Genomic DNA, 26789 nt, shown 5'->3' with positions numbered 1-26789 from the left:
CCTAAAAAAGTCCGTGTGGCGGGTGCTTATGCCGCTGCTGTTTGCGCAAACGCAAACAGCGCGTCGAGCACGGCGTCCGGTTGCTCGGCCATCAATTCATGTCCGCTGTCGACCTGCACCACGGTGCCATGCGCGATGGCCGCTGTCAGCAGCCTGGTCGACTTGGGCGGCGTCATCATGTCGCGCGCGCCGAAAATGAATACAGTGGGGCAGTGTACCGAAGCGGCGGCGATTTCGCCGTTCGCGTAGGCGTTGCAGGCGAAAAAATCCGTGTGAAACACGTGAGCGGGATTGAGGGCGGCGATGCGCTGTTTCAGGCGCCGCGCGCCGCCCATGGCATAGAAGCCGGGGCCGGGAAACGAGGGCTTTTGCGCGATCGACGAGTGCGACCAGATATTGACCATGTCGATGGCCGCCTGTTCGTCCTGGAGCGCCGTTTCCAGCAGCGCCGGCGAGACCTTCATCGGGTAGGTGGAACCGAGCATGGCCAGGTGGCTGACACGCTCCGGCGCCAGGTACGCCGCTTCCAGCGCGATCAATGAGCCCATGCTGTGGCCGATCAGCATGGCCCTGGCCGCGCCAGCGGCGTCCAGCACGGCGAGTATCCAGCGCGCCAGCTCTGCGACATTATCCTTTGCCGTACCCAGGCTGCGCCCGTGGCCCGGCAAGTCGACGGCCAGCACGTTCCAGCCGTGGTGGGCGAAATAGCGCGTTTGCAGGGCCCACACGGAATGGTCGTTCTGCGCGCCGTGGATGAAGACGGCCGTGGGCTGGCTCGGGTTGAATGCTTTGCCACCCGTATAGCAGTAGGCCGCGGTGTTCTCGATGGTGAGCAGCATCTCAGGCGCCTTTCTGCGAGAGTTTCAGGCTACGGGCCAGGTCTTCGATCAAGTCGTCCGCGTCTTCCAGGCCCACCGACAAACGCATGGTGCCTTGCGTGATGCCGGACTGCGCCAGCTGATCGTCCGGCACGCGGAAATGCGTGGTGGAGGCGGGGTGAATGACGAGCGACTTGGCGTCGCCCACGTTTGCCAGGTGCGAGAAGATTTTCAGGCTGTCGACAAAGCGCTGGCCGGCCGCGCGGTCGCCGCGCAGGCGGAAGGTGAAGACGCCGCCCGCGCCTTTCGGCAGCAGGGTTTTTGCCAGTGCGTAGTCGGGGTGCGACGGCAGTTCGGGGTAGGACACGGCATCCACGGCCGGATTGGCCAGCAGGAAGTCGATCACCTTGCGCGTATTGGCCACGTGGCGGTCCATGCGCAATCCCAGGGTTTCGATGCCCTGCAGGATGGCGAAGGCATTGTGCGGGCTCATGACGGCGCCGAAATCGCGCAAGCCTTCGCGCCGTGCGCGCAGGGCGAACGGCGCCACCGTCGATTCCTCGGCGAAGACCATGCCGTGAAAGCCGTCATACGGTTCGCACAGTTCGGCGAAACGGCCCGTCTTGTCGTAGGCGGCTTGCCAGTCGAAGGTGCCGCCATCGACCAGCAAGCCGCCGATGGCCGTGCCGTGCCCGCATAAGAACTTGGTGGCCGAGTGGAATACCAGGTCGGCGCCATGCTCGAAGGGGCGCAGCAAATACGGCGTGGTAAAGGTCGAGTCGAGCATCAGCGGCAGCTGGTGTTCGTGCGCCAGCGCGGCAATCTGGGGGATGTCGAGCACGTCGAGGCCGGGATTGCCCAGCGTTTCGCCGAACAGTACTTTCGTATTCGGACGGATGGCGGCGCGCCAGGCGTCCACGTCGCGCGGGTCGACAAACGTCGTCTCGATACCGAAGCGTTTTAATGTATAGGCCAGCAGGTTGTGCGAGCCGCCGTACAGGGCGCGCGAGGCAACGATGTGCGAGCCGGCGCCGGCGATGGTACATAAACCAAGGTGCATGGCGGCCTGGCCGCTGGCCGTGGCGATGCCGGCCACGCCACCTTCGAGCGCGGCGATGCGCTCTTCCAGCACGGCGTTGGTGGGATTCGAAATGCGCGAGTACACGTGGCCGGCCCGCTCCATGTTGAACAGCGAGGCCGCATGCTCCGAACTCTTGAAGGCAAACGAGGACGTGAAATGGATGGGCGTGGCGCGCGCGCCCGTGGCCGGGTCGGGCGCCGCGCCCGCATGCAGGGATAAAGTATCGAAACCGGGGTATTTCGGGCCGCTCATGGTGTCTCCGCCAAGTTTTATAGTGGCAAGATCGTAACCTGATTTGCGGTTGAGTAAAAGGGCTCCTGTGCATGGCGCATGGCGCCGTGCTGCCGCGCCGCGCGTGTCACTTGAAGTCGAAAAAAGTGACCGGTTCCACGTGGCGGTGGTAGGATGCCGGGTCAGTGATATTCGGGCTGTTCGACCTTCGCGCGTGCGCCGCACCGCCAGGAAGCAGCTGCAAACGAACGAAATCCTGGGCTTCAGGCGCACTCACATGCATGTCCACCAGGAAAAATTCTATGCCCGCAATATCGTTCGACGGCGCCCTTGCCGCGCCCGGACCGTCTATCGTTGACGGCCTGTGCCGCGCAGGCTGGCTCATGCAAGAGCAATTCATTTCCCCTGAACTCAGCCGCCAGCTGGCCGCCGAATGCGTGCAATCCATGCTCAGCGGCAAGATGAAGGGCGCCGGCGTGGGCAGCGGCCATGCGCCGCTGCTGCAGCCGGCTATCCGCGGCGACCATATCGCATGGCTGGAAGCGGGCCGCTCAAGCGCCTGCGATCGCTATCTGAAGCATATGGAAGCGTTGCGCCAGACCCTCAATCGCGAGCTGTTCCTGGGGCTGGAAGAGTACGAAAGCCATTTCGCCCTGTATGCACCGGGCGCCTTTTACCGGGCCCATCTGGACCGTTTCCGCGACGATGACAAGCGCACCGTGTCCGTCGTGCTGTACCTGAACGACGACTGGCTGCCCGAACATGGCGGCGCGCTGCGTTTGCACCCCGATGGCGGCCCCAGCGTGGATATCGCGCCCGAAGCAGGGCGCATGGCCATGTTCCTGTCGGGCGAGATGCTGCACGAGGTGCTGCCGACGGCGCGCCAGCGTCTTTCTATCGCCGGCTGGTTTCGCCGTAGAGCGTAATGGAAAGTTGCGCGCAATCCCCCTCGATTTGATTGCGCGCAAGGCTGGATTTTTCCGCAGGCATAGGCTACAGTCGCAGTAAGGGCTAGAATAACTAAAATACCAATCACGCGGACAGGACGGCCAATATGAAAGTATCTGAAATTCTCCAAGTCAAGGGCAACATCCTCTACACGGTCACGCCTGACCAGCCCCTGCTTGACGCGGCCAATACCATGGCTGAAAAAGACATCGGTTCGCTGGTGGTCATGGAATTTGGCGACCTGGTCGGCATGCTGACCTTCCGCGAAGTGCTCAACGCGCTGCACGAGAACGCGGGCCAGATCGGCGGCGGCACGGTGCGCAAGCACATGGATGACCATCCGATCACCGTCACGCCCGACACGGAAGTGAACGAAGTGCGCCGCATCATGCTGGAAAAGCACGCGCGCTACCTGCCCGTCATGAACGCCAAGACCTTGTTGGGCGTCATCTCCTTCTACGACGTGGCACGCGCCGTGCTTGAGGCGCAAAGCTTTGAAAACCAGATGCTGAAAGCGTATATTCGCGATTGGCCGGCCGAAACCACCGACTAAGCTTAGTTCATGCAGTAAAGAAAACGCCGGCACTGCCGGCGTTTTGCATGGTCAATGCAGGGCAGGCGTCTACGCCGCGCCCTGTAGTGCCTCGTTGTTCAGCCAGGTGCTCAGCGCCGTGGCCGTCATCGGGCGGGCGAACAGGAAGCCCTGCGCCATGGGGCAGCCCAGCGCCTGCAAGATTTGTGCTTGCCGCTCGTCTTCCACGCCTTCGGCGATCACGGCCAGACCCAGGTTGCGGCCCAACTGAATGACCATTTCGGCGATGCTGCTGCCGCGCGCGGAACCCGTGATTTCCGTCACAAACGCGCGGTCGATTTTCAGGCGGTCGACTTGCAGCCGCTGCAGGTACGACAGCGACGAAAAACCCGTGCCGAAGTCGTCGATGGCGATGCTGACGCCCGTCTGCTTGATCTGCCACAGCATCTTGATCAGCAGGTCCGGCTCTTCCATGGCCATCGATTCCGTGATTTCCAGCTCGATGAACTCGGGTGGCGCCTGCGTTTCTTCCAGCGCTACGCGCAGCATCTCCAGGAAGAGTGGATGGCGGAACTGCACTTGCGACACGTTGACGGACATGACGAAGTTGCGGTGCCCCTGTTCGCGCAGCAACACCAGTTCGCGGCACGCCGTGCGCAGCACCCATTCGCCCAGATCGATGATGATGCCCGAATATTCGGCGATCGGGATGAAACGGTCGGGCGAGATGAACTTGCCGTCCGGCGTCTGCCAGCGCAGCAGCGCTTCGGCGCCCACGGGGCGGCGCGTGGTCAGGTCGATCTGCGGCTGATACACGACAAACAGCTGGTCCTGGCTGAAGGCCGTGCGCAGCGCGTGCATCATGCGGACTCTTTCGCGGATTTCGATGCCCATGCTGCGCGAAAAATAGAAGTGCCCGGCGCGCTGCTGGCTTTTTGCCCGTTTCAGGGCGATATCGGCATCCTTCAGCGCATCGGCACCCGTACCAGCATGTTCGCCCAGCCGTACCAGGCCCAGGGTGGCCGACAGCTGCACATCTTGCCCGTCGATGCAGAACGGCGCCTGGAACAGGGCCAGGATCTTGGCCGGGTTGACTTGCGACGAGTCGCCCAGCACGCAAAAGATGTCGCCGCCCAGGCGCGCCACCGTCAGCTGGGGACCCAGCTGGGTTTGCAATCGGCCCGCCACGGCGATCAGCAGGCTGTCGCCGAACTGGTGCCCCAGCGCGTCGTTGGTTTCGGCAAAGTGGTCGAGGTCGACCAGCGCCAGGGTGGCGTCGTCGCGTGCGGGGCCGGCCAGGGCGGCGTCGAGGATTTCCACCAGGCGCGTGCGGTTCGGCAGCTTCGACAACTGGTCGTAGAAGGCGGCGTTGTGCAGGTGCGATACCAGTTCGACATTGTCCAGGCCCACGGCGACGTTGCTGCAAAACACTTCCAGCAGGCTTTCATCGATGGCCGAGAGGGGCCGCGGCAGGACCAGGTAGGCGGCCGCATCGCGACTGGCCTTGCCCGCGAAGTACAGGGTGGCGTAGTCGTGCGCATACACATTGCGCCGCTGCGCCAGCGTGTGCTCGATGGCTGCCATCACGCGGGGGTTTTGCAGGCCGCACAGGGCGCTGTGCGGCAAGCCGGAAAAGCTGCCCGTGCAGGCCGAGACGAGCAGCTCCTTGCCGCCATTGTCCAGCATCTCTTGCACGCACAGCAGGCCATCGGCGCGGATGCCCAGCAGGTCGGCGATCTGCGCCAGCACGCCGGCCGAGAAGTTTTGCACGCCGTGCAGCGCCATCAGTTGCGTGCTGGCGTGGACGATCTGGTCCAGGCCGCGCCGGCTGTTGCTGATCGAACGTATCTGCTCGTACGAGCGGATGGCCGCCGTCACCGTGGTAAACAGCTTGATGCGCGTCAGCTCGGACTTGGTCTTGTAGTCGTTGATATCGTAGTCGCGGATGGCGTCGATTTCCGGCGCATAGCCGGGCTGGCCCGTGCGCAGGATGATGCGCACATCCGTCATTTTCAGTGTTTCGCGGATGTAGCGCACCAGGTGCAGGCCCGCGTCATCCTGTTCCATCACCACGTCGAGCAGGATGACGGCGATGTCGTCTTCATGCTTGAGCAGTTCGCGCGCCTGGCCGGCCGAATACGCATGCACGAATTCCAGCGGGCGGTGCTGCATTTCCAGGTTGCCCAGGGCGAAAGTGGTGGTGGAGTGGACGTCTTCATCGTCGTCAATGATCATTACCCGCCAGACGCTGCGCGGTGCGATGGCCAGCGGTGGCACTGGTTGCTCATCGAGGAATACCAGGTCGTCGTGATCGTCCTTGTTGCTGTCAAGGGGGATGATCGGTGCGGGCATGTATAGCTTCTCCAGGATGACTCGATGTTTATACGAGCGCGTCGCAAAAGCCCATGGCGTTGTTGCGTTGCCCTTACCGTACTTGTACTTGCGTACTGTCTTCGGCAACGACGCCTAGCCCTGGGCATTTGTGACGTGCTCTCGGCGCAGCCTTGAACCTGCTTTGTGTGGCGCACTTTGATCCAAGTATATAGCTATTTAATAAGCAAAATGTTTTTTTAAGCCTATTCCGTAGAGCAATATTTATTGTATTGCATGATTGCAACTCATATTCGATGTTTTTGTATGAAAAAAAACACGGGATTTAAAAATGGTGATGACGGGCGGGAATATCGGGCCTTGCTGCGGCATTAGCGGCATGGCCTGCCCCGCAGGCTGGTAGAATTGAGTTTTCCAGTCTTTCACACTTCCTACTATGTCCGGCAATTCTTTTGGCAAACTGTTTACTGTTACCACTTTCGGCGAATCGCATGGCCCGGCCATCGGCTGCGTGATCGATGGCTGTCCGCCAGGATTGATCCTGTCGGAAGCCGATATCCAGCCCGAGCTGGACCGCCGCAAGCCGGGCACCTCGCGCCACGTGACGCAGCGCCAGGAGTCGGATACGGTGGAAATTCTTTCCGGCGTGTACCAGGGCGTGACGACGGGCACGCCCATCGCGCTGCTGATCCGCAATGAAGACCAGCGCAGCAAGGATTACGGCAATATCGCGGAAAGCTTCCGCCCCGGCCATGCCGACTACACCTACTGGCATAAATACGGCGTGCGCGATCCGCGCGGCGGCGGGCGTTCTTCGGCGCGCCTGACGGCGCCTGTCGTGGGTGCGGCGGCGATTGCCAAGAAATGGTTGCTGCAGCAGTACGGCACCACCTTCAAGGGCTGCATGAGCCAGCTGGGCGACATTCCCGTGCCGTTCCAGTCCTGGGAACACGTGCATGCGAACCCGTTTTTTGCCGCCAGCTGCGACGCGGACCTGATCGCGCGCATGGAAGAGGCGATGGATCAATTGCGCCGCGATGGCGATTCCATCGGCGCGCGCATCGACGTGATCGCGCAAAACGTGCCGGTGGGACTGGGCCAGCCCATCTACGACAAGCTCGACGCCGACATCGCCTATGCCATGATGGGCATCAATGCCGTCAAGGGCGTGGAAATCGGCGCCGGTTTCGATTCGGTGGCGCAAAAGGGCTCCGAGCACGGCGACGAACTGACGCCGGAAGGCTTTATCGGCAATAACGCCGGTGGCGTACTCGGTGGTATCTCGACCGGCCAGGATGTCAAAGTCTCGATCGCCATCAAGCCAACGTCGTCGATCCGCACGCCGCGCCGCTCGATCGATAAAGAAGGCAATCCCGTGATGGTGGAAACCTTCGGCCGCCACGACCCCTGCGTGGGCATCCGTGCCACGCCGATCGCCGAAGCGATGCTGGCGCTGGTATTGATCGATCACGCCCTGATGCACCGCGCGCAATGCGGCGACGTCAGCGTGAGTACGCCGAAGTTGAAGTAAATTGAAATGTTGTCGGATTACGGGCCTGCGGCCCTAATCCGACCTACGATCCATGAAGGTCGTTTTCTCGTTTAACAACGACGCTTGCGACACCTGACCAAACCGTAGCGAGCGGAAGGGAGAGGTGGCTAAGAAGCGCAACCGTACTCTAGTACGGTGAGCATCGCAGGCCGCCTATACCGACGCGCAGTAGGTTTGGTCAGGTGTTCTCATGCAACTTTATTCGCCACCAATTCCAGTTGATGGCGCATCTCCACCGACTGCACCAGTAACGCCCGGATATCGTTGATCAGGTTGAATTCCGTCTGATTCAATTGAATCGGCGGGAAGCTGTCGTCCCAGTCGCCGTACAGGAAGCCCGTGGGGTGGCCGTTGGCCGACAGGGGCAGCACGACGAAGCTGCGCGCCTCCGACAGGGTGGCTTTCCACCATTGCGGCAGCTTGGCGGCAAATTTCGGGTCGCGCGCATTGTCGATGAAGATCACGCGGTCGCTATTGAGGGCGGCGTGGAAGACGTTCGGCTCATACGCGTCGCCAAATACCATCAGGTCCTGCAGGTCTGCCATGCCTTCGCCCATGCTGATGCGCGCCGAGTACAAATGATCCCGGTGGTTACGCACGAATGCCACCGAGCGCGAAAAATCAAAGCCCTGGTGCAGTGTTTCGAGCGCCATCGAGACCATCTGTCCCGGGCTGGCGCTGCCGATGGCGCCGCGCAGGTCGGCCAGGCCGCCGATCAGAACGCGGTTGCCCTCGGCGCGCATGCGCGTCGAGGCCAGCTGGCGTGCGCGCCGTTCGGCCGGTTTCGACAGGGGTGCGATCGACAGGTCGGCCGCCGCCATCATCTTCGCCTTGTCCACCGCTACCACCAGGTCCGTGGCAGCGATGCCCAGGGTGCCCGCATAGTCGTCGATCAGCGCGTGCACCTGCGCCGCGCCGGCCGCATCGTCATGCCACAGCGAGTCGGCGCAGCGCGCCGCCATGGTCGACAGGCCTGCCATCCAGTCGGCGCCGCTGACGGGCGCGTTGTCGGGCGACGGCTCCATCGGACGCATGCCGTTGATCAGGTGCTGCGGCAAGCCCCAGTGGGCGGCAGTGGCATAGCCCACTTCCGGCAGCGACAGGCCGAGGATTTCGCCTGCGGCTGCCGCCTCGTTGCCAGGACCCGCATGCGCCTGCATGCGCGCCCAGAAGTCCGTCATGTAGAACGTCACCATCATGCGGCCCAGGGTGTGCAGCATGGAGCAGACGACGGCTTGCTCCGCCTGCAGGCTGCCGGCGCTGGTGGCCACTTGCTGCGCCACCATCCCGGCCAGCACGGCCTTTTCCATTTCCACGTGGGCACTGACGGAGTCGGGCGAGGCTTGCGACAGCTCCTCGATCAGTTTGAGTCCCAGCGCCAGGTGGCCGATGGCGTCGATGCCCAGCACCAGCACGGCCTTCGAGACCGTGTTGACCCGCTGGCCGAAGGCCGAGTACATGCCGCTGTTGGCCAGGCGCAGTACCTTGTGCGTGAGGACAGGGTCGGACAGCACCGTTTGCGTGATGTCGAATTCGTGGTCATCCTCGCCGCGCATGGCGCCCAGGATGGCGCTGATGGCTTTCGCGAAGCCGGGCATGTCGCCCTGCTGGCGCGTGCGCGCCCACAGCAGATCCAGGGTGTTTTTGCCGAGCTGTGTCGGCACCGTGAAATGACCTGGATTCATTGCACCCCTCCGCGCTGTTCATTGGCAGACGGCGTGGGCACCAGCGCCGCATAGGTTTTTTCGCTCAAGGCCGATAGCGCGGCATGGGCCGGCATCGGTTTGCCCGTCAAATAGCCTTGCACATACTGGCAGCCGCGCGACTCCATGAAGTGCATCTGCTCCTCCGTTTCCACGCCTTCGGCCACCACGGACAAATTCAAATGCTTGGCCAGGTCGAGAATGGTATTGCAGATGGCCGCGTCCTTGCTCGATTCGGGCAAGTCCTTGATGAAGGTACGGTCGATCTTCAGTACGGAAATGGGGAAGCGCTTCAGATACGCGAGCGAGGAATAGCCGGTGCCGAAGTCGTCGATGGCGATGCGCGCGCGGCGCTCCGTCATCTTGACGAGGATGGTTTCTGCATGCACGGGGTCGATCATCAGGGTGCCTTCCGTAATTTCCAGCACCAGGTGTTCGCCCGAGAGTCCCGAAAAGGCGATGGCGTCATCGAGCACGTCGAGGAATTTGTCGTTGCGGAACTGGCGCGGGCTGATGTTGACGGAGATGTACAGCGGCCGCTTGGCCACTTCCTGGAACTGCTTGAGCTGCACGCAGGCCGCCTTCAGCGCCCAGGCGCCCAGCAGATTGATCAGGCCATTGGCTTCGGCAATCGGGATGAAGCGCACGGGCGGCACCAGGCCCAGGGTCGGATGCTTCCAGCGCATCAGGGTTTCGAAACCCTGGATCTGCCGCGTGTGCGCGTCGACGATGGGCTGGTAAAAGAGCAGAAATTCGCCTTCGCGCACGGCGTGAAACATGGCCGCTTCCAGCGAAATATCGTGTTCCGACGGGCCATTCAGACGCGGGCTGTAGACCAGGCAGCGGGCCTTGCCCGTTTCCTTGGCGCGCGACATGGCCGCATCGGCCAGCGCCACCAGGCGCACTTCATCTTCCGCGTGCAGCGGATAGATCGATACGCCGACGGACGCCCCCACGTAAATCGTATGGCCATCGACTTCGAACGGTGCCTGCAGGGTGGCCAGCAGGCGGCCCGTCACCAGCTTGATTTGCGCATCGGTGGCGCTGCCCGGCAGCACGGCGACGAATTCATCGCCGCCCACGCGCGCCAGGGTGTCGCTGTCGCGCAGGGTCTTGCGCAGGCGCGCGGCGGCCAGGCGCAGCACGGCGTCGCCGACGGGGTGGCCCAGGCCATCGTTGACCTTTTTAAAGCCATCGAGGCCGATGGTGGCGACCGAAAACCCTTGGCCCGAACGGGACGCCTGGGCGATCACCATGCGGATGCGGTCCGACAGCAACAGGCGGTTCGGCAGCCCGGTCAGCGCGTCGTGCGTGGCCATGTGGCGCAAGCGTTCTTCCTTGTTGTGCTGGGCCGAGGTGTCGCGCCCGACCACCAGCAATTCGGTCACGCCGGCTGCGTTCATATAGGAAGACAGGCGCAGCTCGAACCAGAGTTCCTGGTCCGGCGTTTGCAGGCGCACTTCCAGGCGGCCCGGTTCTTCCAGGGAATCTTCCAGCGCTGCCTGCAGCGCCGCGCGCGATGCTTCGGCGGCCAGTGGCAGCAGCAAGTGGCCGGACAGGCCCGAGGGCGCGCCGAACAGGGTGGCTGCGCGCTTGCTGGCGAACAGGATCAGGCCGTCCGTATCGAGCCGGAACACGACGTCGCCTGCCTCTTCCATGAGGTTGTCCAACTCGTGGCGTGCCTCGCGGTGGGCGGCGGATGGGGTACTGGAAAACATCGTGCGGGCTTTTACCTTTTTGTGATCAGTGCCGGCGCACGCTGCAGGGCAGGGCGCCAACGGAAAGAGTGCATCGTGCGTGACGCGCGCCATAGCGGGCCGGAGGGCAACTATCGGAATGCGATCCACACGAAATGTATCATTGAAAAGCATTCGATTACATGAAATAGAGCAACATTGCTTCAGGTTTTGTAAATATTCCTGCCTTCCATGAAAAAAACATGCTGCGCGACACGCACCGGCATTTTTGTTTCATATGGAAACATTTATCTGTACAGGCTTCCACTGGCGCGCTTGCCCCGCCATGCGCTTTACGCTAGTCTGGCTGGCAGACGGTGTTGACGCTGCGCCAGCGACAGCAAGGGTGCCATGATAACAAATCGCGGGAGACTCCCATGAATGCTTTTGACACGCATGAAGTTTTCAACCAGGCCACGCCGTTTGAAAACGTCAATCTGTTCGCCTGTGACCCGGCGCTGATCGAAGCGCTGCTGCGCGAGGGTGGCGGCGCGGCGCAGCAGGCGCTCGACGCGCTGGGTGAAAGGCTGGGCCGCGCCGAGACGTATGCGCTGGCGCGCCTGGCCAATATCCACACGCCCGAGCTGCAGCAGTTTGACCGGGCCGGGCGCCGCATCGACGAAGTGCTGTTCCATCCGGCCTGGCATGAGCTGATGGCCATCCTCGTGGGCGCCGGCGTGCACGCTGCGCCGTGGGTGTCGCCCGGTCCTGGCGCCCAGGTGGCGCGCGCGGCCGCCTATCTATTAGTGGGGCAGGTAGAAAACGGCACGCAGTGTCCCGTTACGATGACGTATGCCTCGGTGCCGGCCTTGCGCCAGGCGCTTGATCTGCCGCACATCGCTGCGCGCTGGCTACCGAAAATCCTCTCGCGCGACTACGATCCCCGCTCCTTGCCCGTGGAACAGAAGCGCGGTGCCCTGGTCGGCATGGGCATGACGGAAAAGCAGGGCGGCTCGGACGTGCGCAGCAACACTACGCGCGCCGTGCCCGTGCCGCGGGACGAGGCGCGGGCCTTGTTCGGCGACGAGGCTGGCGGCGCCTGGCGCATCGTCGGCCACAAATGGTTTTTTTCAGCGCCGCAGTGCGACGCCCATCTGATCCTGGCGCAGGCGGAAGAGGGGGGATTGTCCTGTTTCTTTTTGCCGCGCTATCTGCCCGACGGCAGCCGCAATGCCATCCGCGTGCAGCGCCTGAAGGATAAGCTGGGCAACCGCTCGAATGCCTCGTCGGAAGTGGAATTTACCAATGCCTACGGCTGGCTCGTGGGGCAGCCGGGACGGGGCATTCCCACCATTCTGGAAATGGCCAGCCACACGCGCCTCGATTGCGTGCTGGGCAGCACCGGCATCATGCGCGCCGCCCTGACGCAGGCGCTGCACCATGCGCGCCAGCGGCTCGTGTTCGGCAAGCCGCTGTCCCGGCAGCCATTGATGCAAAACGTGCTGGCCGACCTGGCGCTCGAATCGGAAGCCGCCACGGCCTTTGCCCTGCGCCTGGCCCGTTGTTTCGATGAAAAGGATGATGCAGGGCAAGCGATGCTGGCGCGCGTGCTCACGCCGGCCGGCAAGTACTGGATTTGCAAGCGCGGTCCCGGCTTCGGCGCGGAAGCCATGGAAGTGCTGGGCGGTACCGGCTATGTGGAAGAGGCGCCGCTGGCGCGTTTATATCGCGAGCTGCCTGTCAACTCGATCTGGGAAGGTTCGGGCAACGTCATGTGCCTCGACGTCTTGCGCGCCTTCGGCAAGTCGCCGGCCGCGCGCGACGCCCTGGCGGCCGAGCTGGCGCTGGCCGGCGATGCCGATGCCGCCTTTGCCGGGTACCGCACGCGCCTGCTGGTCGACCTGGACGGGCCGCAAACGGATGAATTTGGCGCCAGGCAATTATCTGAACGCATCGTGCTGGCCGTGCAGGCCGCCTTGCTGCTGCGCCATGCGCCGCCCTTTGTTGCGCAGGCCTTCCTGCAGTCGCGGCTGGTGCAAGCGCCGGGCGGCGCGTATGGCCGCTTGCCGGCGGGCACCGATTGCGCGGCCATCCTGGCGCGCGCACTGCGCGAGTATTGACCCCGACAAATCCGATTATTTCGAAAATTCCAGCCACAGGCGGGCTGTGGGCTGGGATAATGCGGCAATCCTTCATTTTATCGACACACAGCGCGCTTGCGGCCATGCTTGCCGCCGCGCCAGAGAGCAGAGAAAGAACAACAATATGAAACAAGATCCACGCTTCCCGAATTTGTTCATTACCGATCACCCTTTGATCCAGCACAAACTGAGCCACATGCGTGAGCACGACACGTCGACACGCACCTTCCGTGAATTGCTCAAGGAAATCACCTTGTTGATGGGCTATGAAATCACGCGCGACCTGCCGCTGACCACGCGCGAAATCAAGACCCCGCTGGTGACTATCGACGCGCCCGTCATTGCTGGCAAGAAACTGGCCATCGTGCCCATCCTGCGCGCCGGCATCGGCATGAGCGATGGCTTGCTGAACCTGGTGCCATCGGCCCGCGTGGGCCACATCGGCGTGTACCGCGATCCCACCACTCACATGCCGGTGGAATACCTGGTGCGCCTGCCGGACTTGAGCGAGCGCACCTTCATCTTGTGCGACCCGATGGTAGCGACCGGCAATTCGGCCGTGTACGCCGTCGACGTGCTGAAGAAACGGGGCGTAACGGACGAGCAGATCATCTTCCTGGCGCTGGTCGCCGCGCCGGAAGGCGTGACCGTGTTCCAGAACGCGCATCCAAAGGTCAAGATGTACTGCGCCTCGCTCGATTCGCACTTGGATGACCACGCTTACATCGTGCCGGGCCTGGGCGACGCCGGCGACCGCATCTTCGGCACCAAGTAAGCCAATCCGCGAGTATTACGATGGCAACCTTGATCGACCCGGATTTTCGCGCGCGTTTGCGCGCCCTGAACGAAAAATATGCGGCTGGCGTGCCGGCCCTGATGCAGGCGATCACGCAGGCCAGCGGCCGCTGCGACAGCGAAGGCCCCCGCCTGGAGCCGTTGACGGAACTGCACCGCGCGCTGCACGCGGTCGCCGGCTCGGCTGCCACCTTCGGTTTCGCTGCGCTGGGCCAGGAATGCCGGCGCATCGAACAGCAGGTGCGCGCCATGCTCAACACGCCTGCGCAGGCAGTGGCGGAATGGCCCGCCATGCGGGCGCAAGTGGAGGTGCTGCTGCACTGGGCCGCGCGCGATGCGGGCGCCACCCATTTCAGCGTGTAAATGACAGCGCCCTAGAGATGTGGTTGCAATGATTCATTTGATGCAACGCAAAGCATCGGCGTCGCAGATTAGGATATAGTGTCTCCATGCCGCTGGTACAGGGCGCCGCAAGACGGGGATTTGGCTATTAAAGTAGTGTTCGCAAGTTTATTTTGCGAAAGAATGGTTTTTCTCAGTTTTGTTGGTATAATTGGGCATCGTTGGATTCGAGGTAGTAGTGCAGTTTGTCTGTCATTTCTTTCTTGCTTCAAACGATATAACGGGCGCAAGCCCAACTTAACTGAAATAGGAAATTGTAATGGCAACTGGCATCGTAAAATGGTTCAATGATTCGAAGGGCTTCGGCTTTATTACTCCTGACGAAGGCGGCGAAGATCTGTTCGCTCACTTCTCGGCTATCCAGTCGAACGGCTTCAAGTCCCTGCAAGAGAACCAACGCGTTTCTTTTGAAGTGACCGCTGGCCCTAAAGGCAAGCAAGCTTCGAACATTCAGCCAATCTAATACGCTGGATCAAACGAAATAAAGAAATCCTCGGTCTCCGAGGATTTTTTTTCGCCTGAATTTCCGTGAGGCATGGGTTTTACGTGAATTAAGTGGCTCTTTTGCCATGCTTTGCATCGCCGCTTAGGTCGGCTTAGCGCTTGCGCGTAAGCCGACAATGGTGGTGTTGGGAAGGTGTATGGGCTGGTGTCGGATTACGCTACGCTAATCCGACCGCCGATCTGCGCACCCACGTCTAGGCTTGGGCGCTATCTAGATGGCCCGTTCACGCCAGTAGTCGGGCTGGGCATATGAGTGCCGCAAAAAATCCACAAACGCCCGTATGCGCAGTGGCAAATGGCGGCGCTGGGCAAACACGGCATAAATATCATTGCCCGGCGCGGCAAACTGGTCCAGCACCGTCACCAGCTGGCCCGAGGCGATTTCCGCACCCACCTCCCACATCGAGCGCCACGCCAGCCCCTTGCCGGCCAGCGCCCAGTCGTGCAGCACTTCGCCATCGTTGCACACCATATTGCCGGCCACCTTCAAAATGACATTCTTGCCGTTTTCGCGGAAGGTCCAGCCCCGCTGGCTGCCTTCGCTGCTGATCGCCAGGCAATTATGTTTCGCCAGGTCGGCCGGGATGCGCGGCGTGCCCGCCCGTTTCAGATAGGCGGGCGAACCGACCAGCACGCGCTGGTTGTTGGCCAGTTTCGTACTCACCAGAGAGGAATCGGACAGGCTGGCGATGCGGATGGCCACGTCGATGCCTTCGCCGATCAGGTCGACGAGGCGGTCGTTCAGGTTCAGCGACACCGTCACGTCGCGGTGCTCGGCGACAAACGAGGGAATCAATGGCGCCACGTGCTGGCGCCCGAAGCCGGCCGGTGCGGAAATGAGCAAATGGCCGCTGGCCTTCACGCTGCGCTCGGCCACGGCCGCTTCCGCCTCTTCCAATTCTCCCAGGATGCGCTGGCAATCTTCCAGGAAGGCGGCGCCTTCATTCGTCAAGGCCAGCTTGCGCGTCGTGCGCTGCAGCAATTTGACGCCCAGGCGCTGCTCCAGCGCATCGAGGCGCCGGCCTATCATGGCCGGGGCGATGCCTTCCGCGCGCGCGGCCGCCGACAGGCTGCCCTTGGCGACCACTTCCACGAAGGTCGATATTTGTCTGAACTGGCCCATATGCTGTGCTCGCTATCTCGTCACTTGTGATAAAAACGCATAGATGAAGTGATTTTTAATCTCGTTTCCATGCCTTATAGTGCAATACTATAGAACAAACGCGCCGCCCGGCAGAGTGTTTTTACGCCTTTGTCCCGCTTGTTCGCGCAGTCATTCAGCTTATACTTGGATCACCAGATTACCTTTGCTTATATTTATTAAAAACCGGAGAACTTCATGACGCAGAACACGATCGCACTTCCCGAAGGCATGCAAATCACGGGTGAAATCCAGCCCGGCTACGAACAGATTTTGACGCCGGCAGCGCTGGCGCTGGTGGCCAAGCTGACGCGTGAATTCGAGCCGCGCCGCCAGGAGTTGCTGGCCGTGCGCGTGGAACGCGCCAAGCGCCTCGACGCGGGCGAGCGTCCTGATTTCCTGCCAGAAACCGCGCATATCCGCGACGGCGACTGGAAGATCGCGCCGATTCCGAAGGCGCTGGAATGCCGCCGCGTGGAAATCACCGGTCCCGTCGAGCGCAAGATGGTCATCAACGCCTTCAATTCCGGCGCGGACAGCTACATGACGGACTTCGAAGATTCGAACACGCCGAACTGGGATAACCAGCTGACGGGCCAGATCAATATGTTCGACGCCGTGCGCAAGACGATTTCGCTGGAGCAAAATGGCAAGTCGTACAAGCTGAACGACAAGATCGCCACCCTCGTCGTGCGTCCGCGTGGCTGGCACCTTGATGAAAAGCACGTGCTGGTCGACGGCAAGCGCATTTCCGGCGGCATTTTTGATTTCGCCCTGTTCATGTTCCATAACGCCAAGGAACAGCTGGCACGGGGCGCCGGCCCGTATTTCTACCTGCCGAAGATGGAATCGCACCTGGAAGCGCGCCTGTGGAACGATATCTTCGTCATGACGCAAAACGAACTGGGCTTGCCACAAGGCACGATCAAGGCCACCGTGCTGATCGAAACCATCCTGGCTGCGTTTGAAATGGATGAAATCCTGTACGAACTGAAAGAACACAGCTCGGGCTTGAACGCGGGCCGCTGGGATTACATCTTCTCGTGCATCAAGAAATTCAAGCTGGACAAGGATTTCTGCCTGGCCGACCGCGCCAAGGTCACCATGACGGCGCCATTCATGCGCGCCTACGCCTTGCTGCTGCTGAAAACCTGCCACAAGCGGGGCGCACCCGCCATCGGCGGCATGGCAGCCTTGATCCCGATCAAGAACGATCCCGAAAAGAACGACATCGCCATGGGCGGCGTGCGCAACGACAAGGCGCGCGATGCCACCGACGGCTACGACGGCGGCTGGGTTGCCCATCCGGGCCTGGTCGAGCTGGCCATGGGCGAGTTCACCAAAGTGCTGGGCGACAAACCGAACCAGATCGAGAAACAGCGTCCCGACATCGATGTGAAAGCGTCGGATCTGCTGAACTTCCAGCCGGAAGCGCCGATCACGGAAGCGGGCTTGCGTTACAACATCAATGTGGGCATCCATTACCTGGGCAGTTGGCTGGCTGGCAACGGTTGCGTGCCTATCCATAACCTGATGGAAGATGCGGCCACGGCCGAGATCAGCCGCTCGCAAGTGTGGCAATGGATTCGTTCCAGCAAGGGCGTGCTGGAAGACGGCCGCAAGGTCACGGCCGACATGGTACGCGCCATGATTCCGGAAGAACTGGCCAAGGTGCAGCGCGATGCGCCAGGCGGCAACGGTCCGACCTATGTGCGCGCGGGCCAGATTTTCGAGGAAATGTCGACGTCGGAATCGTTTGCCGAGTTCCTGACCTTGCCGCTGTACGAAGAAATCTGATCCTGATCAAATAGATTGATAAAAAATCCCGGCGATACCTGATGGTATAGCCGGGATTTTTCTTTTTAGAAACAGAAGCTTAAAAGTTGTTTTTCCACATACGTAGTGCGGCAAATGCTTCCACGGGCGAAGCGTCGCTGGCCAGCTTGCCTTCCACCTTCAGGCTGTTCAGGATGGCTGGTTCGCGGTAGCGCAGGAAGGGATTCGTGGCCTTTTCCATGGCTATGGTCGACGGCACGGTGGATAAACCCTGCTGGCGCTTTTCCGTGTCGATGGCGATGCGTTCCTGCAGGGCAAGGTTGCCCGGTTCGACAGCGTTGGCGAAGCGCAGATTGGACAAGGTGTACTCATGCGCGCAAAATACCTCGGTATCGTCGGGCAGGGCGGCCAGCTTGCCCAGCGAGTCGGCCATCTGGCCCGGGGTGCCTTCAAACAGGCGGCCGCAGCCGCCGGCAAACAGGGTATCTCCGGAAAACAGCCATGGTGCATCGCCTTGCTCCGAGCGCTGGCGCACGTAGGCGATATGCCCCTTGGTATGGCCGGGCACGTCGATGACTGTCATCTGCAAACCCAGCTCTGGCACATAGGCGACATCGCCTTCGGCAAGCGGTTGCGTGATGGTTGTGATAGCCTCATTGCGCGGGCCGAAGACGGGCACGGCGAAATGCTGCAACAATTCAGGTACGCCACCCGTGTGGTCGGCGTGGTGGTGCGTGAGTAAAATGGCGCACAAGGTCAACTGATGGGCTTGTAGCGCATCGAGGATGGGCACGGCATCGCCGGGGTCGACCACGGCGGCGTGGCGGCCATCATGGATCAGCCATAGGTAGTTGTCGGCAAAGGCGGGCACGGCAAGTACCGATAAAGCGTGTTCAGGGGAATGTGTCATGAGCAAAAGAGAAAACTGAATGGACAGTGTGGCATCCGAAAAATCCATTATAGCGCTTGACGGCTGGCTGCAGACGCCGGCCGGTCTGTATGTGCGCGCCTGGGAGCAGCAATGCCTTGACAGTTTGACCGTCGACATCTTCGGATTTAACGCCGTGCAGATCGGCTTGCCCCAACTTGACGCGCTGGCGGCCAGCCGCATGCCCAGCAAATGGCTGCTCGATGCGCGCCTGCCGTCGCGCCCGCCGCAAGAGAGCCGTTTGACCCTGGTGTCGGCTTTCGACGAACTGCCATTCGATTCGCAGAGCCTGGATCTGGTGGTATTGCCGCACGTACTCGAATTTGCCGCCGAGCCGCACCAGGTCTTGCGCGAAGTCGAGCGCGTGCTGATCCCCGAGGGGCGCGTGATCGTCTGCGGCTTCAATCCGGCCAGCCTGTGGGGCATGCGCCAGGGCATCGGAAGAGTCACGGGACGCCATTACCTGCCGCAGGCGGGTGAGCTGATCTCTATGCCGCGCATGAAAGACTGGTTAAAATTGCTGAACATGGGCGTCAGTCAAAGCCACTTCGGCTGCTACGCACCTGCCTGCAAGACAGAAAAATGGCTGCGCCGCAACGCTTTCATGGACAAGGCCGGTGCGCGCTGGTGGCCATATCTGGGCGCAGTGTATATAGTGCAGGCGATCAAGCGTGTCAAAGGGATGCGTTTGATCGGTCCGGCGTGGACCAAGAAACCGGCGACGGCGCCCGCAGGCGCACCGGTCACGAATAAAAGGCGGGAACAGCAAGATGGATAAGGTTGAGATTTACGCCGATGGCGCATGCAAGGGCAATCCCGGCACTGGCGGCTGGGGCGCACTGATGGTGTCCGATGGCGCCAAGAAAGAAATTTACGGCGGGGAACTCAATACGACGAATAACCGCATGGAATTGAAGGCCGTGATCGAAGCCTTGACGGCGCTCAAACGCCCGTGCCAGGTGGTGTTGTATACCGATAGCCAGTACGTGCAAAAGGGCATCAGCGAATGGATCCACGGCTGGAAGGCACGCGGCTGGAAAACGGCGGCCAAGGCACCCGTGAAAAACGTCGACCTGTGGCAGGCGCTCGATACGGCCCAGGCCGTCCATGAAGTGGAATGGCGCTGGGTGCGCGGCCACAATGGCCATCCGGGCAACGAGCGGGCCGATGAGCTGGCCAACCTGGGCGTGGAAACCGTGCGCGCCTAAGAAAGCCCAACCAAACCTACTGCGCGTCGCGCTTTGCGGCCTGTGATGCTCACCGTACTAGAGTACGGTTGCGCTTCTCGGCCACAAATCACTGCCGCTCGCTACGGTTTTGTTGGGCGTTCGAACATGTCTGGGTGCGATTGCAGCACACAGGTTTGCTATACTGTGCCCTTCGCTTTTTGCTTTTACGAATGAATCCGCCATGCGTCAAATTGTTCTCGATACTGAAACCACCGGCCTGAACCCGCGCACGGGCGACCGTATCCTGGAGATCGGGGCGGTCGAATTGAGCAACCGCATGTTGACGGGGAATAATTTCCACCATTACATCAATCCCGAGCGCGATTCGGAAGAGGGCGCGCTGGCCGTCCACGGCTTGACGACGGAATTCCTCAGCGACAAGCCGAAATTCGCGGAAATTGCCGACGAATTCCGCGCCTACATCGCCGGCGCCGAATTGATCATCCACAACGCCCCGTTCGATATCGGCTTCCTCAACGCTGAATTCAAGCGCCTGAACCTGCCGCCCGTGCATGAGCAAGTGCATGGCGTGATCGACACCCTGGTGCAGGCGAAGGAAATGCATCCGGGCAAACGCAACTCGCTCGACGCCCTGTGTGACCGCTACGGCGTCTCGAACGCCCACCGCAAGCTGCACGGCGCGCTGCTCGATTCGGAATTGCTGGCCGACGTCTACCTGGCCATGACACGGGGCCAGAACAGCCTGAGCATGGAAGAAGAAGTGGAAGTGGCTGCCGATGGCGGTGCCCTGGAAATCGTGCCCCTGGCCGAAGTCATCTTTCAGAGCGCCACGGCCGACGAGCTTGCCGCCCACGAAGCCACCATCGCCGGCCTCGACAAGGCCGCAAAAGGCCAGTGCATCTGGACCGCCGTCCTGGCGCCACCAGCGGCCGCCTGAGAAAAAAGCGTGGCATGCTAAATTTCCTGTCGCCAGCCCTTGCAGATGCCGCAACACCTATGCGATAATTCGCCTCGCTTCGGGAGGTTAGCTCAGGGGTAGAGCACTGCATTCACACTGCAGGGGTCGCAAGTTCGAAACTTGCACTTCCCACCAAATTTTTCGTTTGTATTCAATGATTTAAGATTTCATATCTTGTCTGAATAGGAACTTGGGGAAAATATGGGGAAATGGGTTTTCGTCCATTGTCCAGCCTCAAACGATACGGCCGCTTCCTGCGGCCGTTTTCACGTCTAGAGAGTCCACAAGCTTAGCTTGCGGGAGGTTCCTCTCGACGGAATTGTTAAGTTAAACCAGCGCCAGACCTATTTGTTGCCAGCGGGGGCGGGGGCATTGCTGCGCCCTCCGCCGGATGGCTTGCCCGTTCCACTTGGCCAAGAACGTTTGCCTGCGCCGCCTGCATCGTGGTCAGTTCATCTGGCCGCAGGCCGACGCGGCGAGCTGGCAGATCAGCGCCGAGCAATGGCGCTGGCTGGTCGCCGGGGTGGACTGGCAGCGTTTGTCGGCAGGGGCGCGACTTGACCTTCACTGCCAGGTTTCTTGAAAACTTGTCGTAAATGCTGATGTACCCCTGGAATAATTTTTGGAGAGCAACATGACATCGGCAATTGCTAGCTCGACAGCGTCTGCGTACACCCCGCCGGTGGCTGTCGTTACACAGCAGGTCAAGGCTGGAGGTATGAATAGCGATGGTGATCACGATGGCACCAAGGTCGCGGCTGCCTCGGGTACCGTTGGCACGATAATCAACACCACCGCTTGAGCTTTGACAAGCTGATTGAAACGCTTGGGTAAGAATCCTCAATTGCGGGGAAGTGGTGCCACCCCTGGCAGGCACGCGTGCGCCAATAAAACGACAGACAATACTGCTACGTTGCTGGCAAACAGGAGGCGCCATGTCCGACATCCGCGAACTATTGCAGTGGCCCGCCATGGCCGCTTCGCTGCCGGCAGCCTGGCTGGTGGGCTCGCGACCGCCGCACGGCGCTGCGCCGGGTTCCGGGTTTTTTGATCAGCAGTGCGCGGCATCGTCAAGAACGGGCGGGCGTGACGTCGCTCCCACTTGGATATTGTCAATATTGAATGCTTCATCAAGGCGACATACATGCCGTGCCGCGGTCCTGCACCCATTTCAAGGCGGAAAATGGCCGTTCGGGCCCGGCGCCATCAGATATTTGCTGTCTTATATAAGATTCGTCGCCATCGGATACACAAACAGCGGCAGGACAGTCTAAAATACGTGGTGGGCAAGCACGGCGTCACCGCCGGCACACTAGCCGTCCAAAGCAAGGCTAACCGTCCTGTGTTTGGAATGAAGAAAGTTAACCACCAGGCATCACCGCATACAAGGGAATGAACATGGCAACACAAAAATCCAAAATCATCTACACGCTGACTGACGAGGCGCCGCTGCTCGCGACGTATTCCCTGCTGCCAATTATCAAAAAATTCACCGCGCCGGCTGGCGTGGATATCGTCGCCACGGATATTTCGGTGGCGTCGCGTGTACTGGCCGAATTTCCCGAATTCCTGACGGACGCGCAAAAAGTCCCGAATACCCTGGCTGAACTGGGCAAATTGACCCAGAATCCAGACACCAACATCATCAAATTGCCGAACGTCAGCGCTTCCCAGGGTCAATTGATCGCTTGCGTGCGCGAATTGCAAGGCCGTGGCTACAAGCTGCCGGACTATCCGGAAGACGCGAAGACGGAAGAAGAAAAAGCCTTGAAGGCCCGTTACGGCAAGTGCATCGGCAGCTCGGTCAATCCGGTCCTGCGTGAAGGCAATTCCGACCGCCGCGCACCGAAGGCTGTCAAAGAGTATGCACGCAAGCACCCGCATTCGATGGGCGAGTGGAGCCAGGCGTCGCAAACCCATGTCTCGCACATGCATCATGGCGACTTCTACCATGGCGAAAAATCGCTGACACTGGAAAAGGCGCGCGATGTCAAGATGGAACTGGTCACCGCCTCGGGCAAGACCATCGTGCTGAAACCGAAGGTTGCGCTGAAAGCGGGCGAAATCATCGACAGCATGTTCATGAGCAAGAAAGCGCTGCTGGAGTTCTACGAGAAGGAAATCGACGACGCCTTCAAAACGGGCGTGATGTTCTCGCTGCACGTCAAGGCGACCATGATGAAGGTCTCGCACCCGATCGTCTTCGGCCACTGCGTGCGCATTTTCTACAAGGACGCGTTCGCCAAGCACGCTGAACTGTTCGACAAGCTGGGCGTGAATGTCAACAACGGCATGAGCAACCTGTACGACAAGATCGAGACCCTGCCAGCGTCGCAAAAAGATGAAGTGCTGAAAGATTTGCACGCCTGTCACGCGAATCGTCCGGAACTGGCCATGGTCGATTCGGCCAAGGGCATCACCAACTTCCATTCGCCGAACGACATCATCGTCGACGCGTCCATGCCCGCCATGATCCGTATCGGCGGCAAGATGTGGGGCGCCGATGGCCGTCCGAAAGACGTCAAGGCAGTCATGCCGGAATCGACTTTCGCGCGCATCTACCAGGAAATGATCGGTTTTTGCAAATGGCATGGCAACTTCGATCCGAAGACCATGGGCACCGTGCCGAACGTGGGCCTGATGGCGCAGCAAGCGGAAGAATACGGTTCGCACGACAAGACCTTTGAAGTGCCAGAAGGCGGCACCGCCAACATCACCGACCTGGAAACGGGCGAAGTGCTGCTGACGCAAACGGTCGAACAGGGCGATATCTGGCGCATGTGCCAGGTCAAGGACGCGCCGATCCGCGACTGGGTCAAGCTGGCCGTCACCCGCGCGCGCAACTCGGGCATGCCTGCCGTGTTCTGGCTCGATTCCTACCGTCCGCACGAGAACGAAGTCATCAAGAAGGTACAGGTTTACCTGAAGGAGCACGACACGAGCGGCCTGGAAATCCAGATCATGTCGCAAACGCGCGCCATGCGCTACACGCTGGAGCGCGCCTTCCGCGGCCTGGACACCATCTCGGTGACCGGCAACATCCTGCGCGACTACCTGACCGATTTGTTCCCGATCCTGGAACTGGGCACGTCCGCCAAGATGCTGTCGATCGTGCCGCTGATGGCCGGTGGCGGCATGTACGAAACGGGCGCCGGCGGTTCGGCACCGAAACACGTCAAGCAACTGGTGGAAGAAAACCATTTGCGCTGGGATTCGCTGGGTGAATTCCTGGCCCTGGCCGTGTCGCTGGAAGACATGGGCATCAAGACGGGCAATGCGAAGGCCAAAATCCTCGCGAAAACCCTGGATGAAGCCACCGGCAAGCTGCTGGACAACAACAAGTCGCCATCGCCACGTACTGGCGAGCTCGACAACCGCGGCAGCCATTTCTACCTGGCCATGTACTGGGCGCAAGCCCTGGCTACGCAGAAGGACGATGCGGAACTGGCGGCGCACTTCGCGCCAGTGGCCAAAGCCCTGGCCGACAACGAAGAAAAGATCGTTGCCGAGCTGAAAGCAGTACAAGGCAAGGAAACGGATATCGGCGGCTACTACCTGCCCGATCCGGCGAAGACGGAAGCGGTCATGCGTCCGAGCGCCAGCCTGAATGCGGTGCTCGACAGCATCTGATGCAGTCTTGAGAGGCAGTAAGTTCTTTACTGCCTGACAAAAAAACGCCGCCGGGAGTGATCCCGGCGGCGTTTTTTATTGTCCCCGCCTTTATTTGTAGTGCTGGTAGACCGTCGTGCCATTGGCTTTCACCAGGAACACGTCGTAGGGATCGTTGCGCGGTCCTTCCATGCCTGGCGAGCCCATCGGCATGGCCGGCACGGCCAGGCCTTTCGCCTGGGGTTTCTCACGCAGCAGGCGCTTGATGTCGCTGGCGGGCACGTGGCCTTCGATGGCGTAGCCGTTGACGATGCCCGTGTGGCAGGAGCCGAACTGGTCGGGTATGCCGGCGCGCTGGCGATATTGCGCCGGCATCTCGACGTTCTTGGCGCGCACGGTAAAACCGTTCGCTTCCAGGTGCTTGACCCATGCGGTGCAGCAGCCGCACGAGGCGCTTTTGTAGACGTCGATGACGGGCAGGGCCGCGATGGCGAACGTGGGCAAGCCCAGCATGGCGGCGCAGGCGCCGCGCATGAGGATATGTCGGATCATGATGTTATCTTTCAAGTACTGAATCAATGGAATCAATGGAGGATGGCCGTGGGCGCGATGCGCCAGGGGCGGCCCAGGTCTGGAGCCGGTCTCCGGCGTCGCGGCAAATCAGGCGCGCCGGGGCGGCCGGCGCGGGCCGTCGGGCACGAAACCCGCCAGCGGCGGGGTATCGGTCAGCGTCACGCTTTGCGCCCCGTCGCGGGCCGCAAGGGCGGGCGCGCTGGGTGGGGGCATGCATGCGCCCATGCACGAGGCGGAACAGGCGCCGCAAACGGCATGCCGTTCGCCGGGCGCACTGTCTGTGCTATCCGTGCCGTCCATTTTAGGGGTTGCCTGAGCCTGGTGGCAAGCTGGCGCGCCGGCGTCCGTCGACCGGCTGTGCCGCGTTCCTTGCAGGCCGCTGGCGCAAGACAGGCGCATGCCCGCAGCGACCGCTTGCAGCGGCAGCAGCGTCATCAACATCAGGATCAGCCAGGTCTTGAGGAGTCGCATCATCGCGCAAAAGTATACCATGGCGCGGGCGGCCTGGTCTGCGTCTGCGATCAAACGCCCAGCGTGCGGCGGGCCACGGCCAGCGGTTTGCGCAGCACGTGGTAGATCAGCGGCGCCCAGCCGCCGTACAGTTTGGCCGTGCCTTTCAAGCCGATGCGCTGCAGCGGCTCGCCGGGCGCCAGGTCGGCCTTCAAATGATAGGCGACCACGCCCTCGCTGCTCAGCGTCGGCTCGTAGCTGGACTGGGTCAGCACGCCAGCGACGGTGCCCAGCGGCGCCACGTTCAGGTATAGCTTCACGTCCGCGCCCGGTTCCAGGCTGAGCGCATCGTCGACGGGCAGGCGGATGGCGATCTGCACCTTGGCCGGATCGGCCAGCAAGATGATGCGTTCGCCCGTCTGCACGGGTTTGCCCAGCCAGTCGTTCTGGTCCGAAAACACGGCGATGCCGGCTGCGGGCGCGCGCACCTGGATGCGGTCCAGCATGTCCTGCACGTATTGCGCTTCGGCCGATTTTTCTTCCAGGCGCGCGTTCAGTGAGGACAGGTCGGCCTTGCTGGCGCCGTCGCTGAACGATTTTTGCGTGGCGCGCAGGTATTCGGCCGCCGCCACCGCACGCGACTTGGCCGCCACTTCGTTGCGGTTGCGCGCGCCCGTGTCTTCCAGTGCAAACAAGGGCGCGCCCGCCGCCACCATCTGGTTCGGCTTGACGAAGAAGCGCGCCACCACGCCGTCTTGCGGCGCGGCGATCAGCTTGGCGTCCTTGCCGATGATTTCGGCCGGCGCCAGCACCGTCAGGCGCATGGGAATGAGCGCCACCAGCGCGGCGGCCAGCCACAGGCGCCTGGGTCTGGCTTGCAGTCGCGCCACGCTGTGGCGCCAGCCTGACGGCCGCGCGCGCCAGGCCCACAAGGCGTGTCCATAAGCGCCGGCGAGGCGCTCGACCAGCGCCGTTTCGGCTTCGCCCGCCGCGCTCTCGAGCGACAGCCACAAGCCGCCGACGCAGCCGCCAACGGGTGTGGGCAGGGCGACCAGCAAGACGCTGTGCGCCGCCCATTCATCCCAGCCGTCCTGCAGGGCTTCCGGCAGCGCGTCGCGCGCCAGTTGCCGCGCCTTGCCCGGCGTGAGGCTGGGCGCCACGTGCCGCAGGGCCGCGTTCATCCATTGCCGATAGGGCGAGTCGGCCGGCAGCTCGGCCAGGCCGGATACCAGCTTGAGCGACGCCAGGCCGGCAGCGTCGAGGCGCCATAGCACGGCCTGGCGGTAGGGCAGGATGCGCCAAGTGTCGTTGACGGCGATGAATTCGACGGCGTTTTCGCTGCCGGCCTGGCGCACGTCCTGCTCGATCTGGAGCAGGGTGCCGATGCTGTGCAAATTGATCGATGATTCTGACAAGGGACTTCCTGGTGAGGCGTGGATGGGGCTGGTGC

At 61.6% G+C, this 26789-nt stretch carries 23 protein-coding genes and 1 tRNA gene; 14 read left to right on the top strand and 10 right to left on the bottom strand.

Annotation, left to right across the window (positions count from 1 at the left end):
- Positions 1 to 26: 26 nt before the first annotated feature.
- Complete coding sequence (locus tag CNX70_RS17480; RefSeq protein ID WP_096235753.1) at positions 27 to 839, bottom strand: alpha/beta fold hydrolase; 813 nt, start codon at positions 837 to 839, stop codon at positions 27 to 29.
- Between the two features lies 1 nt (position 840).
- Positions 841 to 2151: an O-acetylhomoserine aminocarboxypropyltransferase gene (locus CNX70_RS17475; RefSeq protein WP_096235752.1), complete on the bottom strand. Its 1311-nt coding sequence runs from the start codon at positions 2149 to 2151 to the stop codon at positions 841 to 843.
- 281 nt (positions 2152 to 2432) lie between these two features.
- Here CNX70_RS17475 and CNX70_RS17470 point away from each other — a divergent pair, with 281 nt between their 5' ends.
- Both CNX70_RS17470 and CNX70_RS17465 read left to right on the top strand, forming a co-directional pair.
- The gene (locus tag CNX70_RS17470; RefSeq protein WP_096235751.1) at positions 2433 to 3056 is read left to right on the top strand and encodes a 2OG-Fe(II) oxygenase; all 624 of its coding nucleotides are present in this window, start codon (positions 2433 to 2435) and stop codon (positions 3054 to 3056) included.
- A gap of 128 nt (positions 3057 to 3184) precedes the next feature.
- Positions 3185 to 3631: a CBS domain-containing protein gene (locus CNX70_RS17465; RefSeq protein ID WP_010398828.1), complete on the top strand. Its 447-nt coding sequence runs from the start codon at positions 3185 to 3187 to the stop codon at positions 3629 to 3631.
- Positions 3632 to 3700: 69 nt separating this feature from the next.
- Here CNX70_RS17465 and CNX70_RS17460 read toward each other — a convergent pair whose 3' ends face one another.
- The gene (locus CNX70_RS17460) at positions 3701 to 5962 is read right to left on the bottom strand and encodes a putative bifunctional diguanylate cyclase/phosphodiesterase (RefSeq protein ID WP_096235750.1); all 2262 of its coding nucleotides are present in this window, start codon (positions 5960 to 5962) and stop codon (positions 3701 to 3703) included.
- Between the two features lie 415 nt (positions 5963 to 6377).
- On the opposite strand from CNX70_RS17460, the gene aroC reads away from it, so the two are divergent.
- Positions 6378 to 7472, top strand: coding sequence for a chorismate synthase (gene aroC, locus CNX70_RS17455; protein ID WP_096235749.1), 1095 nt, complete (start codon positions 6378 to 6380; stop codon positions 7470 to 7472).
- Positions 7473 to 7681: 209 nt separating this feature from the next.
- On the opposite strand, the gene CNX70_RS17450 is transcribed toward aroC, so the two are convergent.
- Both CNX70_RS17450 and CNX70_RS17445 read right to left on the bottom strand, forming a co-directional pair.
- Positions 7682 to 9178 (bottom strand): HDOD domain-containing protein, encoded by a 1497-nt coding sequence (locus CNX70_RS17450; protein ID WP_096235748.1) that lies wholly within the window; start codon positions 9176 to 9178, stop codon positions 7682 to 7684.
- The gene (locus CNX70_RS17445; protein ID WP_096238521.1) at positions 9175 to 10914 is read right to left on the bottom strand and encodes a putative bifunctional diguanylate cyclase/phosphodiesterase; all 1740 of its coding nucleotides are present in this window, start codon (positions 10912 to 10914) and stop codon (positions 9175 to 9177) included. The genes CNX70_RS17450 and CNX70_RS17445 overlap by 4 nt, the downstream gene beginning before the upstream one ends.
- Positions 10915 to 11309: 395 nt before the next feature.
- Here CNX70_RS17445 and CNX70_RS17440 point away from each other — a divergent pair, with 395 nt between their 5' ends.
- From CNX70_RS17440 to CNX70_RS17425, 4 genes are all read left to right on the top strand, one after another.
- Positions 11310 to 12992, top strand: coding sequence for an isovaleryl-CoA dehydrogenase (locus CNX70_RS17440; protein WP_096235747.1), 1683 nt, complete (start codon positions 11310 to 11312; stop codon positions 12990 to 12992).
- Positions 12993 to 13137: 145 nt separating this feature from the next.
- A complete protein-coding gene (upp, locus tag CNX70_RS17435; RefSeq protein WP_096235746.1) occupies positions 13138 to 13788 on the top strand; it encodes a uracil phosphoribosyltransferase in 651 nt (216 codons plus the stop codon).
- Between the two features lie 20 nt (positions 13789 to 13808).
- Positions 13809 to 14171 carry an Hpt domain-containing protein gene (locus CNX70_RS17430; RefSeq protein WP_096235745.1) on the top strand — a complete coding sequence of 121 codons (363 nt, stop codon included), beginning with the start codon at positions 13809 to 13811 and terminating at the stop codon, positions 14169 to 14171.
- A gap of 298 nt (positions 14172 to 14469) precedes the next feature.
- Positions 14470 to 14673: a cold-shock protein gene (locus CNX70_RS17425; protein WP_010398811.1), complete on the top strand. Its 204-nt coding sequence runs from the start codon at positions 14470 to 14472 to the stop codon at positions 14671 to 14673.
- Positions 14674 to 14925: 252 nt separating this feature from the next.
- Here CNX70_RS17425 and CNX70_RS17420 read toward each other — a convergent pair whose 3' ends face one another.
- Positions 14926 to 15837 (bottom strand): LysR family transcriptional regulator, encoded by a 912-nt coding sequence (locus CNX70_RS17420; protein ID WP_096235744.1) that lies wholly within the window; start codon positions 15835 to 15837, stop codon positions 14926 to 14928.
- A 216-nt stretch (positions 15838 to 16053) separates the two neighbouring features.
- Between CNX70_RS17420 and aceB the strand changes: the two genes are divergently transcribed.
- A complete protein-coding gene (gene aceB / locus CNX70_RS17415; RefSeq protein ID WP_096235743.1) occupies positions 16054 to 17652 on the top strand; it encodes a malate synthase A in 1599 nt (532 codons plus the stop codon).
- 79 nt (positions 17653 to 17731) lie between these two features.
- On the opposite strand, the gene gloB is transcribed toward aceB, so the two are convergent.
- On the bottom strand, positions 17732 to 18541 hold the full coding sequence (gloB, locus tag CNX70_RS17410; protein WP_096235742.1) for a hydroxyacylglutathione hydrolase: 810 nt from the start codon (positions 18539 to 18541) through the stop codon (positions 17732 to 17734).
- Between the two features lie 19 nt (positions 18542 to 18560).
- Between gloB and CNX70_RS17405 the strand changes: the two genes are divergently transcribed.
- From CNX70_RS17405 to CNX70_RS17380, 6 genes are all read left to right on the top strand, one after another.
- Positions 18561 to 19337 carry a class I SAM-dependent methyltransferase gene (locus tag CNX70_RS17405; protein ID WP_096235741.1) on the top strand — a complete coding sequence of 259 codons (777 nt, stop codon included), beginning with the start codon at positions 18561 to 18563 and terminating at the stop codon, positions 19335 to 19337.
- Entirely contained in the window at positions 19330 to 19767 is a 438-nt protein-coding gene (gene rnhA / locus CNX70_RS17400; protein ID WP_096235740.1) for a ribonuclease HI, read from the top strand. The genes CNX70_RS17405 and rnhA overlap by 8 nt, the downstream gene beginning before the upstream one ends.
- A 202-nt stretch (positions 19768 to 19969) precedes the next feature.
- Positions 19970 to 20686, top strand: a complete 717-nt coding sequence (dnaQ, locus tag CNX70_RS17395) for a DNA polymerase III subunit epsilon (protein WP_096235739.1) — start codon at positions 19970 to 19972, stop codon at positions 20684 to 20686.
- Positions 20687 to 20767: 81 nt separating this feature from the next.
- A tRNA-Val gene (locus CNX70_RS17390) sits at positions 20768 to 20842 on the top strand.
- Between the two features lie 274 nt (positions 20843 to 21116).
- The gene (gene tnpB / locus CNX70_RS17385) at positions 21117 to 21290 is read left to right on the top strand and encodes an IS66 family insertion sequence element accessory protein TnpB (protein WP_208624439.1); all 174 of its coding nucleotides are present in this window, start codon (positions 21117 to 21119) and stop codon (positions 21288 to 21290) included.
- Positions 21291 to 22105: 815 nt separating this feature from the next.
- A complete protein-coding gene (locus CNX70_RS17380) occupies positions 22106 to 24337 on the top strand; it encodes an NADP-dependent isocitrate dehydrogenase (RefSeq protein WP_096238520.1) in 2232 nt (743 codons plus the stop codon).
- Between the two features lie 90 nt (positions 24338 to 24427).
- On the opposite strand, the gene CNX70_RS17375 is transcribed toward CNX70_RS17380, so the two are convergent.
- From CNX70_RS17375 to CNX70_RS17365, 3 genes are all read right to left on the bottom strand, one after another.
- A complete protein-coding gene (locus CNX70_RS17375; RefSeq protein WP_096235737.1) occupies positions 24428 to 24868 on the bottom strand; it encodes a DUF411 domain-containing protein in 441 nt (146 codons plus the stop codon).
- A 108-nt stretch (positions 24869 to 24976) separates the two neighbouring features.
- The gene (locus CNX70_RS17370) at positions 24977 to 25363 is read right to left on the bottom strand and encodes a hypothetical protein (RefSeq protein WP_157751092.1); all 387 of its coding nucleotides are present in this window, start codon (positions 25361 to 25363) and stop codon (positions 24977 to 24979) included.
- A 47-nt stretch (positions 25364 to 25410) separates the two neighbouring features.
- Positions 25411 to 26754: an efflux RND transporter periplasmic adaptor subunit gene (locus tag CNX70_RS17365; protein ID WP_071076932.1), complete on the bottom strand. Its 1344-nt coding sequence runs from the start codon at positions 26752 to 26754 to the stop codon at positions 25411 to 25413.
- Positions 26755 to 26789: the final 35 nt, after the last annotated feature.

Source organism: Janthinobacterium svalbardense (assembly GCF_002327145.1).
Taxonomy (GTDB): domain Bacteria; phylum Pseudomonadota; class Gammaproteobacteria; order Burkholderiales; family Burkholderiaceae_D; genus Janthinobacterium; species Janthinobacterium tructae.
Note: the sequence above shows the minus strand (reverse complement) of the source record. Positions and strands in the feature narration are given on the sequence as shown.

What these genes read in the sequence shown, in the direction of transcription:
- CNX70_RS17480 (WP_096235753.1), bottom strand. Translation starts at nt 839, where the DNA reads ATGCTGCTCACCATCGAGAACACCGCGGCCTACTGCTATACGGGTGGC.
- CNX70_RS17475 (WP_096235752.1), bottom strand. Translation starts at nt 2,151, where the DNA reads ATGAGCGGCCCGAAATACCCCGGTTTCGATACTTTATCCCTGCATGCG.
- CNX70_RS17470 (WP_096235751.1), top strand. Translation starts at nt 2,433, where the DNA reads ATGCCCGCAATATCGTTCGACGGCGCCCTTGCCGCGCCCGGACCGTCT.
- CNX70_RS17465 (WP_010398828.1), top strand. Translation starts at nt 3,185, where the DNA reads ATGAAAGTATCTGAAATTCTCCAAGTCAAGGGCAACATCCTCTACACG.
- CNX70_RS17460 (WP_096235750.1), bottom strand. Translation starts at nt 5,962, where the DNA reads ATGCCCGCACCGATCATCCCCCTTGACAGCAACAAGGACGATCACGAC.
- aroC (WP_096235749.1), top strand. Translation starts at nt 6,378, where the DNA reads ATGTCCGGCAATTCTTTTGGCAAACTGTTTACTGTTACCACTTTCGGC.
- CNX70_RS17450 (WP_096235748.1), bottom strand. Translation starts at nt 9,178, where the DNA reads ATGAATCCAGGTCATTTCACGGTGCCGACACAGCTCGGCAAAAACACC.
- CNX70_RS17445 (WP_096238521.1), bottom strand. Translation starts at nt 10,914, where the DNA reads ATGTTTTCCAGTACCCCATCCGCCGCCCACCGCGAGGCACGCCACGAG.
- CNX70_RS17440 (WP_096235747.1), top strand. Translation starts at nt 11,310, where the DNA reads ATGAATGCTTTTGACACGCATGAAGTTTTCAACCAGGCCACGCCGTTT.
- upp (WP_096235746.1), top strand. Translation starts at nt 13,138, where the DNA reads ATGAAACAAGATCCACGCTTCCCGAATTTGTTCATTACCGATCACCCT.
- CNX70_RS17430 (WP_096235745.1), top strand. Translation starts at nt 13,809, where the DNA reads ATGGCAACCTTGATCGACCCGGATTTTCGCGCGCGTTTGCGCGCCCTG.
- CNX70_RS17425 (WP_010398811.1), top strand. Translation starts at nt 14,470, where the DNA reads ATGGCAACTGGCATCGTAAAATGGTTCAATGATTCGAAGGGCTTCGGC.
- CNX70_RS17420 (WP_096235744.1), bottom strand. Translation starts at nt 15,837, where the DNA reads ATGGGCCAGTTCAGACAAATATCGACCTTCGTGGAAGTGGTCGCCAAG.
- aceB (WP_096235743.1), top strand. Translation starts at nt 16,054, where the DNA reads ATGACGCAGAACACGATCGCACTTCCCGAAGGCATGCAAATCACGGGT.
- gloB (WP_096235742.1), bottom strand. Translation starts at nt 18,541, where the DNA reads ATGACACATTCCCCTGAACACGCTTTATCGGTACTTGCCGTGCCCGCC.
- CNX70_RS17405 (WP_096235741.1), top strand. Translation starts at nt 18,561, where the DNA reads ATGGACAGTGTGGCATCCGAAAAATCCATTATAGCGCTTGACGGCTGG.
- rnhA (WP_096235740.1), top strand. Translation starts at nt 19,330, where the DNA reads ATGGATAAGGTTGAGATTTACGCCGATGGCGCATGCAAGGGCAATCCC.
- dnaQ (WP_096235739.1), top strand. Translation starts at nt 19,970, where the DNA reads ATGCGTCAAATTGTTCTCGATACTGAAACCACCGGCCTGAACCCGCGC.
- CNX70_RS17380 (WP_096238520.1), top strand. Translation starts at nt 22,106, where the DNA reads ATGGCAACACAAAAATCCAAAATCATCTACACGCTGACTGACGAGGCG.
- CNX70_RS17375 (WP_096235737.1), bottom strand. Translation starts at nt 24,868, where the DNA reads ATGATCCGACATATCCTCATGCGCGGCGCCTGCGCCGCCATGCTGGGC.
- CNX70_RS17370 (WP_157751092.1), bottom strand. Translation starts at nt 25,363, where the DNA reads ATGATGCGACTCCTCAAGACCTGGCTGATCCTGATGTTGATGACGCTG.